We start from the raw sequence: 14889 nt of genomic DNA, 5'->3' as shown, positions 1-14889 counted from the left end.
AAACTTGTGCGGGCCTTTTCTTGTTCCTCTATAAGTTACACAGGAAATCAATGGTATCTCTTCCGTCAGGCTTCCATGCGAGTGCTGGTTTTTGCGTCGTACCAAGTGGCTGAGCATCCCAAGTCTCCGGCAATTTTTCGCATAACCTATCACGCGCCACAACGCATTGCACTTCGCTAAATGTTGCTTCAACAAAGCGAATCACTTCATCAAGATCCTCATATTCCACCCAACGTACATGTCCCGGAACCTGGACTTCGGGAGGCCCTTTGCTGACCAAAAATTCCAAGCCATCTCCATACGCATGTGGCTGCTTGACCGCGGCTAAGTAAGCTCTTTGCATTTCTAATCTTCCCGGTGTTGAGGGATGTGCAGGAAATATCCCTCGCACCCGAGCGAGGTGTTCGAGGCACTGGTCCGGTTCAAGTCCTGCAGGTGCAAAAATAAGTGCTACATTGCGACATCCCATCCCCTCATGCAACAATACATCCAGTGCTAGGTCATCCAAATCATGATCAGTTTCACGTCCATCCAGAATTGAAACCCCATACCGGTTACTCCGAAATAAACACTTCTGCTGTGGTAGCCCCTTGATCGTTGCAAGAGAACTGATTTGGGCAATCGTTGAATCACTGCCAGTCGCCATGACCGCCTGCGCCTGCCTCCAGACTGCTTCATGATCTACAAAGTTCACACCCAAATCTACTCCCTGATCGCGGACCGTCTGAACAAATGCTGGCAAGAGGTAGGGAGATTTACTGGACAACACACCAACATAGGAATGATCACAAAGAATAACGGCAAGAAGGTCCTGCAATCCAGCGAATGGTACATTCCCGGCATTGATCACCCCAACCTGATGAACACGTTTTGGTCTTCTTCCCCCAATCCAAGCCATCAACGCGGATTTCGTCACCTCGCTCATTTGCTGATCAATCGCAAACTCCAGGGCCTCCTCCGTAAATGAGTTGGATGCTGTCAGCGTTGCCTGCACGGCGTCTTTTCTACATGGCAGGCCAGGATCAGACCAGACGTGGGTGGCCTTAGACAACCCGGTGATCAGCGAATTCATGCACTTTCCAATAAGGCCCTATCTAGTGAGCCTCATGTAACACACCGACTTCGACAATTGTTGAAACTACTTTCCCCCAATCTGAAATATCACTACCCCTTCACTAGTTGTATCCTTCTGTACTTGGATACGTGATCCCTAAGGGGCACCGTCTGTTCCTGAAAAACGTCGTAGCGCGTCTTGAGGTAAAGGGAGCCCTCTATTCAGCCAATTTTCAATTTGCCCTATACCTGCCACACGATGAATTGGAATCTCTTTGGGAACCGACTCCTTTACCTCTTCACTATTCTGGGTGTAATCGCGGGCAAACACAAATATCTGCGGTGTCGCCCGAATTCCTGAAATTATTTTTCTTGAATAGAGATCTGCTGCTGTTCCGTGCCATTTACGTCCCGTCATTATTTCATCAAAATGGCCAAATTTGCCGAGATGGGTAATGCCATCCGATGCACGCCAATCTACTGACACACCGATCACGCTGAAGGACCAGCCTTGGTCAATAGATTTACTTTGCAGTTTTAGCTTTGCATCCTCAATTAATGGCGGTAAAGCGTCGTGATTGCTAAAGGCACAGGTGGAAGATCCCATAAAAACCATCACGAGTTCCTTATCCGAAGCTTCTGCATACGACGGTACATATCCTATTTCAGTAACCTGTTTTGGCCAATGAATTTCCACGATAGGTATCAACTGAAATATCCCGCTGATTCCTACAGCAAAAGAAGTAGCAACTAGGACAGCAGCTGACAAAATCCACCACCGATTGTTTCCAACGATACTTCCTAGGTTCATTCCTCAATGAGTCAGTCACACTTCTAGACTTTATCGAAAACTATGTATCCTAATCTGTGGAAACCCAGAATTATTTGTGACAGTAAAGCGATATTCCCCATCCATTGCCACCAATAATTCGCCCTCCTCAGGGCCAGCAGCCCCCAAATAAACACCCAATCCAGAATGAGCATTCACCCTGAATGCATGGCTTTCTGATAAACGTAATCTCTGTAACAATCGTGAAGCTTTTTCTCGAAAAACATAGGTCACATAGAAATATTCTCCATCGGATAACAATGACCGAAATACGGAAGTGCCTGCTTCAAACATAACCCTACTAGTTACCCTCCCCTCTATCACTAGTTCTTCTACTACATCCGACTGAAAATCGGGAAAGGTGACTTGCCACAGTAGTTCCCCCTGATCTGAATAGCCCGTCATGGCAGGAATGTGATTTGTGATTACTGCAATGGTGTTATGCTCCGAGTTACATGCAATAAACGTTTCATCAGCAAACACAATCGGAAATAACGGATCATCGTAGATATACGGCGTTCCGAAAGAAGTCACCCATTCACCATCCAGAGTATATTTTTGGATGATTTTGTGCTCAGATGCAGCGGACCCAAATTCATAAGATACTAGATAGTAGTGTTCATTCATCGTGCAGAGATGTCCGTTTCTACTGGGATTCGTAGGACGCTGCGTTGACACTAACTCAAATGTTGCCTCATTACGCTCGAAAACATGATGGGTCAGCTGATCTGAAATAACTATCTGACTATTGTCCGGGATAACAAGCAAACCAACGGGGCTTTGAAGTTCCCCAGGACCAATTCCAGAATTCGCCACATTTCCAATCCAATTCCCTTCGTAATCATATGCGCGAACCTCTGAGTGAATCAGATCCAAATAATAAACGGTTCTTTCTCTATCAGTCTCCAAGTCAAATACAATGCCGAGCATCTGGAAAGTGTCCCCCTCGTCAACCCCAATCTCCGAAATGCTCGATGAATTCCAGTGCCAGAAATCAGCCCCTTCAATCTCATGACTCAACTCAAAACGGGGATCAGAAGAAGTTGGAATATTCTCCTTTGTTGGGTGAATCACAGCTTGGGCTTTTCCCACTCCCTGGGAAAATACAGTTGTAACTATTACCGCAATACACCAGCCCACACAGCGGAAAACATTCACAAATTTGTGTGGGACAATCGATTTACCGATCTGCAGCACCCAACTACTGGAGAATGTGGGTTTTCCCATCATTAGGCCCTCCACATCTATAGGTGTCACGACTGCCCCCTATCTTATTGCAGCCGCGCTTGGAACCTGGGGCATCATAGCAATAACCAATTTCGAAAATATTTATGCACCTATCGTTCTCACAGAATTCAGCCTCAGCGGTAGCTGTAGCTCTATCAAGCAATTCGCCACCACTATAAGCGATAAAGGATATGACCATGATTGCAATAACGCGAACGAACCAGTACTTTATGTTGTGTGTCATGATTTTAGGTGTGTAAGTTTGGAATGCGAATCCTAGTATTTTGATATTGCCAACACAGGAAATTAACCGCAATCACGCCATATAACATTTGCAACTCTGAGGAGTATTCTACCGCCCCCATCTCGGTGACTCAATGTTGATTAAGCCGCTTCTCACTTTGAATGCATCCGAGTGGTCCGTTGAATATTTACGCACTCTCCAATAAAAAATTGCACCCCCTTAATGCACTTCCTGGGAAACGTCCCAAAACTTCAAACCCTTCTCCATGGCTCACTCCCAGATCCTCTGTAAGAATACTGGAGACCGTGTGGATGTTTGCCAAATCGGTAACCGCGATAAGCCCGGGTTGCCCATCAGATAGAATCTGTTTTGGATTATGTGGATCAACGACCCGAACATGCATCCATGGCGGAGGCACGTACACGGGCCCACCTTGGGCATAGGCTTGGCTTAGAAGCTCACACATCCCATACTCGCTCCAAACGTGCTCTTCTTGAATACCGAACCCTTCCGCCAAACGCGCATGCAGTTCCCTCCGAGTAATATCGCGTTGATGGGTTTTCATCCCACCGGTTTCCACAATCCGTGCATTTTGAGGCAACTGCCAAGGACCTGCCTCACTCAAAGATAGAAGACCAAATGCCGCACCAAAAAGCACTAAGGGAGAGGTGGCATCAAGATTACCGGGGGGCTCGCTAGCCAGAAAGAACTGACTTCTCTCATCCCCATACCGTTGGATGAGAATTTTCAGCATGCAAACGAGAGAGGACTCGGTAGAATATCCCGGTAAATGAGCCCAAATCGTGTATGGTCCCTTCCCAAACACGGCTTCGAAAGCTGCACACACGGAAGCATCATACACAGCTAGCCGGCGCACAAAATGTCGACTTCGAAGCCCGCTCCCTGTCGCGCTACTCACAAACACGCATTCCGCTTCCGAAACCGGGAATGTTGCGATTTCGGCGTGTTTGAATGCTGACACCGGTAGATGCTTCTCTCCAAAGCGTCGATAGACCTCGCAATACGTCCTCTGGTAGGTCTCCAGTACCTGCTCTATCTCAGCAAAAGAACTATCCCCACGATTCAGCCCCGTGAACTGGGCTTCTATTTCCGCAATCGTCACGGTAGTTTGATCCGGCAACCGAACGATTGCGTCGAGGAGACACTCACAGATTGCCCACTGGAGAGTTGTTCAATGGCATCTTGAAACCAAGCTGCCTGTACTTGCTGTGCGTCGGCAGGTGAATCATCAATCCCACCTGCATAGACAAGTGCTTTTTCTCGATCAAAAACAAATACATGCGGGGTCCTCTCCGCACCCAGAGCCTGAGCTAAATTCCCCCCGAGGTCACGAACGTATGCCACATCGTACTGCTTTCCGGGCTCGGCCTCTTTCGGGAAAACCGTTGCATCATTACTGTTCACTAAAATTACCGGAACACTTGCCGTATTAAGGGCCTCAACGCGGGATTCATACTGATCCGTCCAGTTACAGTCATTGCTCCAAAACACAAAGGCAGCGCCCTGATCTCCAAAAAGTGCATGGGTCGAAGTGTCTCCACCGCGCATATTTTGAAGTGCTACATCCGGCATTACACCACCAACTGACACCTGTGCTGAAACCACACTGGGTAGTAAACTTACAGCGAGGAGAATTAGTCGATACATGATTCTATCATTGTAGTTTTACTATCTGTTTAAGCAGATATCATGCCAAATTATTAGTAGAGCGAATACGCTTTGCCATAGAGCGATTCAGTATCACCAGTATCGTGATCACGACTCCCCATTGCATAATGCATGTCATCAGGCTAAACGGATCCGTCGGGTTATACCAGGTATCAGGGGCGTAAACCGTTACGGATAACCATAACCACCAGCCTAATAACACGCACGCCAAAAGTGGTACAACGTAGTTCAGCAGAATATCCCATGGCCTACCAGAACTCCAATCTCCCACCATGTTATCAATTTCTTTCTCTCGGAATGAACGGACTCCCTGTCGAATCACCAGGATAGCCATAAAGGCTCCCGAAATGATGAGTGCTAATCCCCAAACAAAGTCCTGATTTTCAAAAAAGCCAAGATTGATCGCAGATGGAATCCCCAAGACCAGAGATGCGATCGAGACTCCGACAATTGCATGTGACCGGTTAACACCAAAATCCGTTACGGAGCGCACAACCATTTCGATCATGGAAATCAGTGAGCTAATTGCTGCACAGGACAGACCCAAGAAGAATAGAACTGCCAGAATGCTTCCAGCTGGCATTTTTGCAAACAGTTGCGGCATCCAGATGAAGGTAAGCCCGGTGGCAGCGGGCCCGCTGGTACGCATGACTTCAAGTACCTCTGGACGAGACATCTCCTGTCCAAGAATTGCAAATACAGTCCCAAACACAATAATTGCTGCAAGGATGGAAACTGTATTGTTTCCGACACCAGTGATAAATGCATTTTGAACAACCCCATGCCTGCTCTGCATGTAAGCCCCATAGGTGAGCACTAACCCCCACCCTGCCCCTGTATCCCAGGCGTTCTGCGTCAGGGCTTCAAGCCATATCCTGGGTTGCGTCAATGTAGGCCAGTCGGGGGTAAACAAAAATTGGATCCCGTCACCTGCACCATTGAGAAAGACGGTTCTTACCAGTGCGATCAATACAATTACTAAAAGTGTTGGGACTAGGATTTTGTTCACGCGCTCAATTCGTCCAACACCTTTCCATACTGCCCAAGCTCCAACTCCAATTACAAGTACATGAAAAAGTATCGGGAAATAACTACTCTGGAAGCCATCCCAAGCCCCTTGTGCGGCCTCATACGTGAGATCTGGCCCAAGGAAAACCATTCGCCCGAGATAGTAGATGCACCACCCGGCTACGACTGTGTAATAGAATAAGATGGCTGCCGCCACAAAAACGCAGAAGGCACCCATCCAGCTAAAGCGATCACCTGCGAGCTTGGTGAACGTCCCAATTACGCCTAGTCGACCTTTCCGTCCCAGTGCATACTCTGCAATGATGAGGGGAACACTCCATAGGAATAGGAAAACGAGCCACGCTACAAGAAACGCCCCTGCGCCATCATCTCCGCTGTTCGTAGCCGCGATCCGGGGAAATCTCCAAATATTGCCCGTCCCAACCGCCATGCCCAGAACGGTTAGAAGCATTCCCCATCGGGATGTAAAACGCTGTGTGCTGCTGTTCATAGTCTGCATCAATCAATCGATTGGTTCGGCGATATAGCTAAAGATATCTTCCAGAAGATCCGGCAAAATACTAAAAATCGTCAGAGTCAGTAAAGATGTGCACCGGATCAGTGTGTGAATGACCGATGAGAACCGAGAGGAATTCAACAGACTGAATATTCGGATAAACCTTTAACGACAGTCCTTTACACACTTTGAATTTATTCAAATGTGAGCTGAATTCCTTCATGGAATCCATGAAATGGATCTACATGCTCAGGAGGTATCTCTGATGATTCGAAGAAGCACCTCTGACAGTTCTAGAATGTTGAAACTGAAAATCTGCCGAGGTGTTAACTGAAAATCTGCCGAGGTGTTAACTGAAAATCTGCCGAGGTGTTAACTGAATATCTGCCGAAGCACTTTCTGAAAATCTGCCGATAAATGCCCAAACAAGAGATCATTCCTAGGCAATTAAGATTCTTGCTCAGCGAATCCATTAGAGATACACCCGTGACACTGATCCACGGACCACGTCAATCTGGGAAAACAACCTTTGCAAGAAGCATGGGAGAATCACTCGATTATTCCTATTCTACCTTTGACGACGCGGAAACCCGAGTGTTTGCTCAAAACGACCCAATGGGATTCATAAGCGATTGTGCAGATCAAACCATACTTGATGAAGTTCAGCGTGTACCCGAGTTGTTCCGTACTCTAAAGCTTTCGGTGGACCGTAACAGAAAACCTGGTCGATTCATTTTGACAGGTTCAACGAGTTTGCTCCTTGTACCGGAGCTGGCCGATGCACTTGTCGGTCGCATGGAAGTTCTCCGCCTTCATCCCCTATCACAGCAAGAAATTGAACAGATCCAATCTCCCCATTTCCTGGACCGGCTATTTGCGGGTGATTTTCGGATGCGCCAGAAAAAACGGCTGGCAAAAAATCTCGTTGACCGGGTCGTCTCCGGGGGCTATCCTGAAGCCCTTGGCCGTCCAGTTGGTCGTAGACGTACTATTTGGTTCCAGAATTATGTTAATAACATCATTCAAAAAGATGTACTTGATATAGCTAAAATTCGCTCTCTTGAAGCAATCCCAAACCTGCTGACATACGCCGCAAATTTGTCGGGGCAACTCTTCAATGTGTCAACATTGGCATCAAAATTGCAAATGAGTTACAACACAGTTCGCGACTACGCAATATTGTTGGAGCATCAATTCCTGATCGAACGCCTTCCACCATGGTACGGCAATCGAATGAAAAGGCTGATCAAAACTCCTAAAATCCATTTTGGCGACACTGGGTTGGCATGCGCCTTACTGGGAGTCGATACTAATGCTTTACTAAAAAACCGCGGACTGCTTGGACAACTCGTCGAAACATTTGTCTTTCAGGAATTGAAGCGACAGGCTAGTTCATCACATGAGCCTTACATATTCCACCATTTTCGTGACCGAGATGGAGTTGAGGTGGATATGGTTATCGAACGTGGTGCCTTTGAAATAGCTGGTATTGAAGTCAAAGCCGCAGCCAGCATTTCTAATTCCGACTTCAGAGGATTACGTAAAATCAAGGCTGCATACCCTGACAAATTCACGTTTGGGGCAGTGCTGTACGATGGTGAAATGTGTGGAAGTTTCGGGGATGGGATGTACGTAGTACCAATTCGCATGCTCTGGGAAAGTGACTGAATTCAATGAGATTTCCGTGCCCATCGATCCAGATATCAGACTCATTGCCCTTTCAATGTAAGAATGGACGAAACGGATTCCAAGTTGCCGTACTTTCGAGGTTTATGTAGTGAATTGTAATTGTAATCCAAATAATCTTGGATCTGAAGATCATAATACCGGCTGAGCGGATTGCCACTTTGCCCCCCAGCATATATCCCGAATCCCTCTGGAGGATTGGAACTAAAATCTATAACCACGCGCCAACTTGCACTATGCGTGACTTCCAGTCCATCCCCTGGACCTAATGTCTCGTCGTAACCTGGATAAGCGTACGGTCCGCGCCAGAACATATCCAGTGCTGGAGTTTGGGTCAAATGTCGAAAAATTACCTGATGATGTGATGTCCATCTCCAATCATCTCCATACTGACTCAGCAGTGCACTTGACGCCTCTTCCAATGCCGCAGCCATGAGCCCTCCTGCATCTTCAATCGCCGGAGTTTCCTGAATATCGAGCCATTTAGATCCACGATTCAGCAGCATTAGCAGGACGGTTTCGCTTGGCACTGGAAGATCTACAAACACGGGCTCATCCCATGTGAGACGTTTTAGAGCAATTAAATACTCATGTAGGGCGAGTGGGCCGGTCGTTTCGCCTTCTGCAAAGCCATCCCACCCAGTCAATGCGTTGCGGACTGCTTCAGCCTGAGGCGACAGTGAGCGTACAGAATCAAGCAGCGGCACGAATGCGTCATACTGGCCAACGTAAAAATCTGCCTGATAATTTTTCATATCGTCAATACTATGCTGATTCTTTCCAGAAAGCAATGTGTCAATGCGCAAAGAACGGTATGCTGCCCGCCAGTCATGATTTAGGTAGTAGGGGTAATCTGCCGTTGTCGGCTGCTGATTGGTTGATGTGAGATATCCACGGGGAGGATTCACGGCGCTGGGCATCTCCTCAAATGGAATGTTACCAACCCATTCTGTGGTACTGGTACTTCCATCCAGAAACCCGATTCCATGACCGGAGCCGCGGAGCGGTGCAACACCGGCCACCCGGATCCCAATCGTCCCTTCGGTATCTGCATAGAGTATGTTCTGGGCGGGTGAGTGCCAATTTTGCAGTGCACTGTCCAATTGAGCCGCATCTTTCGCACGGTTCATATCCCAGAGGGCAGTCATCATGTGATTTTTTTCATGTGCCACCCACTTGATAGCAACCGCAGCACTTGAATCTCTGATGACTGGCCCCAAATGGGACAATACTAGAGTATCAATGATGGCCTGCTCGCCTTTCACATGAATTGTATCCGGCACCATTTGTAGAGGTTTCCAGTCTCCATCGAATTCATAACTGCGCTCATCTTCGCTTAACCGGAGTAAATAATGATCAATCCCGTCCAGTCCTGAGTTCGTGTAGGTCCAAGCAACGTGATCGTTAAACGCCTCGACGAGCAGTGGCACACCTGGGGAAAGTACGCCATATGTATTCATGAACGGGGTGGATAGATGCGCCTCATACCAGATAGATGGCAGCGTCAGAGACTGATGCATATCTCCAGCCAGCACCGGTAAACCCGTGACAGATCGCTCTCCCGTTACTGCCCAGTTGTTTGAACCCTTGGAAGGGTGGAACCCCTCAATGCCATGCCCCCTTAGAGTCCTCTGCATACGCTTCAATAGCACCAATGCATCTGACGAGGCTATTGATGTATTCCCCATCGCAGAGATAGAATTCTTTGAAGTCATCGCCTCCGAAGGAATAATTGGTTTGTAGCGTGTGGAGTGAAGCGGGTATAGCTCGGCATAGTCCTCAGGGCTCAAACGTGCCTGCGCCAGACCATAGGCCACGTCATCTGATTCAAATGACAAGTCAAAATTGAAGTACTGCATCAGGAGAATAGTATGCAGTGGCGTATGCTTCTCGGGAGCATACCCAAACAACTTGAATTCAAATGGCCGCTCTGCATAGGAAAGATTATTGATGAAGGCATTCACCCCTTCAGAAAACCAGACCATTAAGTCATAGTCAAGACCTTGCTCCTGAGCATGTGCCTGAGTGATCTGCTTTGCGGCCCAGTTCATTCCGGTTGCCCGTAAGTATTTATCCGCCTCTACTGAGCCTGGACCGAAAATTTCTGACATTCGACCCGCCGCAACACGACTGACAAAATCCATCTGGAAAAGCCGATCCTGTGCAGTGACATATCCTAGTGCAACGATGGCATCCCTATCACTAGTAGCAAAAATATGAGGAACCCCACGCTCATCCCGCTCGATCGTCACACTGTCACTCAGCGTAGACACAACTTTTACTTCCCTTGAATCATGCTCAGCTATGCGCGCGTTGTGATAGAACCCACGTGCAGGATCAATCAAATTTCCCAGCGGTGCGATCCCACCTGGACCATAATGCAATCCCCAAAGCAAGCCAACGGCTACGGTCAAGTGCAGTGCAAACCTCAACATTACCCCACCTCATTCTCTGCTTTTGCAGGGGGTAAAACATATCTAACCAGCTCATCTACAACGGCCGCGTAGTCTTTAGCCCCACGGGAATCCAGGTTTCTCTCAAATACAGTGGCCCCGTCCCTGCATACCGCAGCAAGCGAGGCACATGTACGGATGACTGTATCCATCACTAGGTCCTCGTATGTCTTGCGCATGTACTGACTGTACTGATGATGCACTTTCTTGCGCCTATCCACATTTGTCAGAAGAAACATCGCCGTCTTCAGGTTAGGATTCCATTTTTTTCGCACCTCTTTCGCGGTCCCCCACGTCTGCTCTGCTCCGTATATAGATTGCACCTCAGGAACCACGGGGATCATCAATGTATCCGCGGCAATCATGGCATTTAGTGCGTACACTGAAACTGCGGCCGCCGTATCAATGATGATCGTATCATAAGTACTCTGATCCTGGAGCGCCTCCTTGACCCAGAACATATCCGTGGCGCTGGTAAGTTTGCTTGAGAGATGGTTCATACCCCCAGTGCAAGGGAGTAGGTCAAATGGAGGTAATTTCAGTACTTCCAAATCAGACAAGCTGCTATCAGAGTGAAACAAATCCAGTGACGTATTGGCGGTATCAGACGGCCATATGTCCATCATTCGCGTCAGAAACGCCTGTGGATCCAGATCTATGATCATGGTTTTGTATCCCATCAAGTGTAACGCGGCTGCGATATGTATAGATGTCGTAGTTTTTCCGGTGCCACCTTTGTGATTACAAACCGTGATGATCGACATTATATTATCCCTTGGTTTCGCGTATATGAAAAAGCTCAGACTGGAGAATTAAGCCCATTTCATGCAAATCCATACCGATTTTATACTTGCTTCCCAGTCCCCACGAAGGCGAAAGCTTCTTCGGCAGATAGGTGTATCCTTTATTCATATCTCCCCCAACGTGGACGAAACCGTCACGAAAAAACTCACACCCGAAGAATTGGTCGAACATCTGTCACTCAGAAAGGCAGCTTCGATTGCAGAAAGGAAGACCAATGCATTGATCCTTGGTGCCGACACCATCGTAGTTTCTCGTGGGTTGATTTTCGGGAAACCTTCGGGAGCTTTCGAGGCTGCAGACATGCTTCGTCAACTGAGCGGTTCCACACACATAGTGCATACTGGAATAGCATTGGTTCATAAGCAATCTGAGCGGATTGTGTCTGTTGTGGAATCTACCAAAGTCACTTTCGGTCGGCTGACTGAAACAGAGATTTCCAATTATGTCAAAACTGGTGCACCTCTTGATAAAGCCGGCGCCTATGGCATTCAAGATGATTTGGGAGCTTTATTTATCGAACAGATTCATGGAGACTACTATAATGTGGTCGGTCTGCCACTCCGAAGATTGTACACATTGCTCAAAGAACATTTCAGTGATTTGATCACATTTTAGCTTTTTCGCTTCGGTATACCACCTCGGCAAAGTCAACGATCCCTCCCACTGGAGGATTCCGTTTACGAACACAAACGTCAACATACTCAATTTGGGTAGCCAGTTCAGCAATCTGGTTCGCAATTAGATAGGCGATCCGTTCGATCAATTCAATTTTTTCATCCTGCACCACACTTTCCGCGACGCGATAAATCGTTTCGTAGCACAAAGTCCTATCAAGATCATCGTCTTGTGCCGCTACTTCAAAATCAAATTTCACTTCTACGTCTACCTCGTACTTCCCCCCCACTTGCCGCTCTTCAGGGGTTACTCCGTGGTGAGCAAAGAAAACTGCATTGACCAGCCTAATTTTATGCATTTGCCTTCAGCCCAAATGGTATAAACGCGCTTGTGGATGAGGAGTCCAATATACCTCTATTCGATGCATTCGAGGATCTGATCTCTACGTTATTGTAAAATTCTCGAAACCATGTCGTCACGTCAGGAAGTATATTTGCGAAAAAACTGTCACTATTTTGTTCGAAGCTGCTGATGGAGATCCCCCAGAAGTACAGTACCATCTATTGGGTAGTTACACTTCGTCCCGGTACCCCACGAATAACGAGGTCAGAGCAGTTCATACATTAAACACGTCCATGCAGAACAGGCCATTCTGTTATCCCCCGAAACAACTTGGACCGCTCTTCAATGGCAGCATTTGTCAGGTTTGCCAATTCATATGGCCCCATCGATTCTACGCAAAACGAGGCTACCGTAGAGCCGTAAACAACCGCTCGCTTGAGGGCATCCAGCCCAATAGATGACTCATTTGCCAGACTTCCGCCAAACGCTCCCAAAAACGCATCCCCTGCACCTGTCGGATCTCGAACTTCTTTCAGGGGAAAACTTGGTACAATGAAAACTTGCTCTTCAATGAATAGGATTGCTCCATGCTCACCTTTTTTGATGATCAATATTTTGGGACCCAATGCCAACACCTGACGACCGGCAGCATACAGATTGCCTTCACCGGTTATTTGGCGAGCTTCCTCATCGTTGATTAGCAGACAATCTATCTGTGAAAAAACATCATTCAATTCTTCCCGCATGTTACGAATCCAGTAATTCATTGTATCACACGCGGCGAACCCCTTGCCACTCATTTGACTTAAAGTATCACTTTGTGTTTTAGGGGGAAGATTCCCAAGACATAAGACGTTACTGTCTATATAAGTATCTGGGATTATTGGATTAAATTTGGCCAGGGCATTCAAATGAGTAAACGTAGTGTCTCTGATATTCATATTCCTTCTGTAGCGCCCTCCCCAAGCAAATGTATCCTGATCTTCCAAGGTTTGTATACCTGTCAGATCCAAATTACTTGATTGCAGTAACTGCTTGTACTCCTCGGGAAAGTCTCTGCCAACCACAGCAACAATTCCCACGGGATGAGCCAACGGCCTAGCTGCAAATGCAATATAGGTGCTACTCCCACCTAGGATACGTTCAGCCTTCTCCCGAGGAGTTTCGATATCATCCAAGCCTAACGTACCCACCACAAGTACACTCATTCAGGAAAAATTATTCTATTTGAAGATGCGACGATCTACAAATCGCATTCAGAAATAAAATTGGGAGGTTGAACTAAGATAGATTCGAAAGCTTTGGCTAAATTACGGCATTCAAGGTTAATGCAAATCATCTCGCTTTAGTTGTGAAGAGTAAATCAGTCCTCAGAGAAGTCACGGTAGTCATACGCGAGACCCTTTTGCAGAATAATCAATTGACGATTTCTGGCTTAGGGACTCTGAAAGTTGAGTCTGTCCCCAGTGAGCATGAGCGGGTTAGTGAGCAGAAGTTTATCCTTCGTCCCCCGAGAAAGCGCGTAGTGCTTGAAGGAGATCCTTCTCTGACCACAGATGAATCACTAATTTCTGGGTTAGCATCAAATCTGGGAGCGTCCCATGAAGAAGCCGCTGCGGTCATTAATCTTCTCATCAAAGAGATCTTGGCCCAGATGCCCGTCCATATCCCTGAAATAGGGATCCTTAAGCAATCTGATGGGAAGCTTGAATTCTCACCTGATCCTGAACTGGAAGCATTCCTGGCTGGGGCACATGCAAACCTGAACTCCCTGGAGATTAAGAAAGAGATGCCATCGACATCCGTCAGGCATCGTCGGAAATTCAACTGGAGAGTCGCGATACCCATCATTGTAGTCGTTGCTGCAATCGGCGGTTACTTCGTGATTCAGAATTATTTCCCACCCCCTCAACAAGCCTTGAATGATGCAGAATCACCTGCCATCTTACCCGTTGCCCCTGATTCGATCTCCGCTGACTCGGCGGCCAATATTACTTCCATTGATCTTTTAGATACCGTTGATCAATCCATCGAATATGCTTTCCGTGTTCGACCAGAACCAAACCCAGAACAACCCTTGATTGCTTTGGATGATGCGGCAAATCCACCTTCAGTTGAGACTTCGCCTCTTCCGGAGGACCCAGAAACTCCATTGCTGGACCGAGAAACGGGAGGATACACCCTCGTTATTGGCTCATTTGATACCCCCGAGCAGGCATCTATCCTAATTGGTGAATATCGTGAACTCTATCCCACGATTCCCGTCGATACACTTAGGAATCATGATAATACGCTCTATCGCGTGGCAATTGGCCAAGTCCCTACGATTCCTGAAGCATTGGCTCTAAAGGATCGCCTCACTGAGCTTCCAGCGCAGGCATGGGTACTTAATATCTTGAACACTGACCTCTAATCCCCCACA

The 14889-nt window shown here is 47.3% G+C and carries 13 protein-coding genes; 3 read left to right on the top strand and 10 right to left on the bottom strand.

The genetic code is table 11. The features are described 5' to 3' along the window. Positions 1–28 precede the first annotated feature (28 nt). The 6 genes from F4Y64_04830 to F4Y64_04805 all read right to left on the bottom strand — a co-directional run bounded on the left by F4Y64_04830 (position 29) and on the right by F4Y64_04805 (position 6561). A complete protein-coding gene (locus tag F4Y64_04830) occupies positions 29–1072 on the bottom strand; it encodes a hypothetical protein (GenBank protein MXX96924.1) in 1044 nt (347 codons plus the stop codon). A 138-nt stretch (positions 1073–1210) separates the two neighbouring features. After that, positions 1211–1864 carry a hypothetical protein gene (locus F4Y64_04825; GenBank protein ID MXX96923.1) on the bottom strand — a complete coding sequence of 218 codons (654 nt, stop codon included), beginning with the start codon at positions 1862–1864 and terminating at the stop codon, positions 1211–1213. A gap of 30 nt (positions 1865–1894) precedes the next feature. After that, positions 1895–2974: a hypothetical protein gene (locus F4Y64_04820; GenBank protein ID MXX96922.1), complete on the bottom strand. Its 1080-nt coding sequence runs from the start codon at positions 2972–2974 to the stop codon at positions 1895–1897. A gap of 566 nt (positions 2975–3540) precedes the next feature. Further along, positions 3541–4494, bottom strand: a complete 954-nt coding sequence (locus F4Y64_04815; protein MXX96921.1) for a hypothetical protein — start codon at positions 4492–4494, stop codon at positions 3541–3543. Continuing rightward, positions 4473–5021: a redoxin domain-containing protein gene (locus tag F4Y64_04810; GenBank protein ID MXX96920.1), complete on the bottom strand. Its 549-nt coding sequence runs from the start codon at positions 5019–5021 to the stop codon at positions 4473–4475. The genes F4Y64_04815 and F4Y64_04810 overlap by 22 nt, the downstream gene beginning before the upstream one ends. Before the next feature lie 40 nt (positions 5022–5061). Continuing rightward, a complete protein-coding gene (locus F4Y64_04805) occupies positions 5062–6561 on the bottom strand; it encodes a sodium-dependent transporter (protein MXX96919.1) in 1500 nt (499 codons plus the stop codon). A gap of 423 nt (positions 6562–6984) precedes the next feature. Here F4Y64_04805 and F4Y64_04800 point away from each other — a divergent pair, with 423 nt between their 5' ends. Then, complete coding sequence (locus F4Y64_04800; protein MXX96918.1) at positions 6985–8235, top strand: ATP-binding protein; 1251 nt, start codon at positions 6985–6987, stop codon at positions 8233–8235. Between the two features lie 41 nt (positions 8236–8276). Here the strand turns inward: F4Y64_04800 and F4Y64_04795 are convergent, their stop codons facing one another. Next, entirely contained in the window at positions 8277–10688 is a 2412-nt protein-coding gene (locus F4Y64_04795; GenBank protein ID MXX96917.1) for a penicillin acylase family protein, read from the bottom strand. Beyond that, the gene (locus tag F4Y64_04790) at positions 10688–11470 is read right to left on the bottom strand and encodes a ParA family protein (protein MXX96916.1); all 783 of its coding nucleotides are present in this window, start codon (positions 11468–11470) and stop codon (positions 10688–10690) included. The genes F4Y64_04795 and F4Y64_04790 overlap by 1 nt, the downstream gene beginning before the upstream one ends. A gap of 61 nt (positions 11471–11531) precedes the next feature. On the opposite strand from F4Y64_04790, the gene F4Y64_04785 reads away from it, so the two are divergent. Next, on the top strand, positions 11532–12125 hold the full coding sequence (locus F4Y64_04785) for a septum formation inhibitor Maf (protein MXX96915.1): 594 nt from the start codon (positions 11532–11534) through the stop codon (positions 12123–12125). Here F4Y64_04785 and folB read toward each other — a convergent pair. Beyond that, positions 12115–12483 (bottom strand): dihydroneopterin aldolase, encoded by a 369-nt coding sequence (folB, locus tag F4Y64_04780; protein MXX96914.1) that lies wholly within the window; start codon positions 12481–12483, stop codon positions 12115–12117. The genes F4Y64_04785 and folB overlap by 11 nt on opposite strands. Before the next feature lie 265 nt (positions 12484–12748). Next, positions 12749–13675 (bottom strand): sugar kinase, encoded by a 927-nt coding sequence (locus F4Y64_04775; protein ID MXX96913.1) that lies wholly within the window; start codon positions 13673–13675, stop codon positions 12749–12751. 143 nt (positions 13676–13818) lie between these two features. Here F4Y64_04775 and F4Y64_04770 point away from each other — a divergent pair, with 143 nt between their 5' ends. Then, positions 13819–14880, top strand: coding sequence for an SPOR domain-containing protein (locus F4Y64_04770; GenBank protein MXX96912.1), 1062 nt, complete (start codon positions 13819–13821; stop codon positions 14878–14880). The last annotated feature ends 9 nt before the right edge of the window (positions 14881–14889 follow it).

This window comes from Rhodothermaceae bacterium, assembly GCA_009838195.1.
Taxonomy (GTDB): Bacteria; Bacteroidota; Rhodothermia; order Rhodothermales; family Bin80; genus Bin80.
The sequence above is the reverse complement of the archived record's forward strand: the minus strand, read 5'-3'. Positions and strand labels throughout refer to the sequence as shown.

Coding starts and splice junctions, on each gene's coding strand:
- F4Y64_04830 (MXX96924.1), bottom strand. CDS start 1,072: ATGAATTCGCTGATCACCGGGTTGTCTAAGGCCACCCACGTCTGGTCT.
- F4Y64_04825 (MXX96923.1), bottom strand. CDS start 1,864: ATGAACCTAGGAAGTATCGTTGGAAACAATCGGTGGTGGATTTTGTCA.
- F4Y64_04810 (MXX96920.1), bottom strand. CDS start 5,021: ATGTATCGACTAATTCTCCTCGCTGTAAGTTTACTACCCAGTGTGGTT.
- F4Y64_04805 (MXX96919.1), bottom strand. CDS start 6,561: ATGAACAGCAGCACACAGCGTTTTACATCCCGATGGGGAATGCTTCTA.
- F4Y64_04800 (MXX96918.1), top strand. CDS start 6,985: ATGCCCAAACAAGAGATCATTCCTAGGCAATTAAGATTCTTGCTCAGC.
- F4Y64_04795 (MXX96917.1), bottom strand. CDS start 10,688: ATGTTGAGGTTTGCACTGCACTTGACCGTAGCCGTTGGCTTGCTTTGG.
- F4Y64_04790 (MXX96916.1), bottom strand. CDS start 11,470: ATGTCGATCATCACGGTTTGTAATCACAAAGGTGGCACCGGAAAAACT.
- F4Y64_04785 (MXX96915.1), top strand. CDS start 11,532: ATGCAAATCCATACCGATTTTATACTTGCTTCCCAGTCCCCACGAAGG.
- folB (MXX96914.1), bottom strand. CDS start 12,483: ATGCATAAAATTAGGCTGGTCAATGCAGTTTTCTTTGCTCACCACGGA.
- F4Y64_04775 (MXX96913.1), bottom strand. CDS start 13,675: ATGAGTGTACTTGTGGTGGGTACGTTAGGCTTGGATGATATCGAAACT.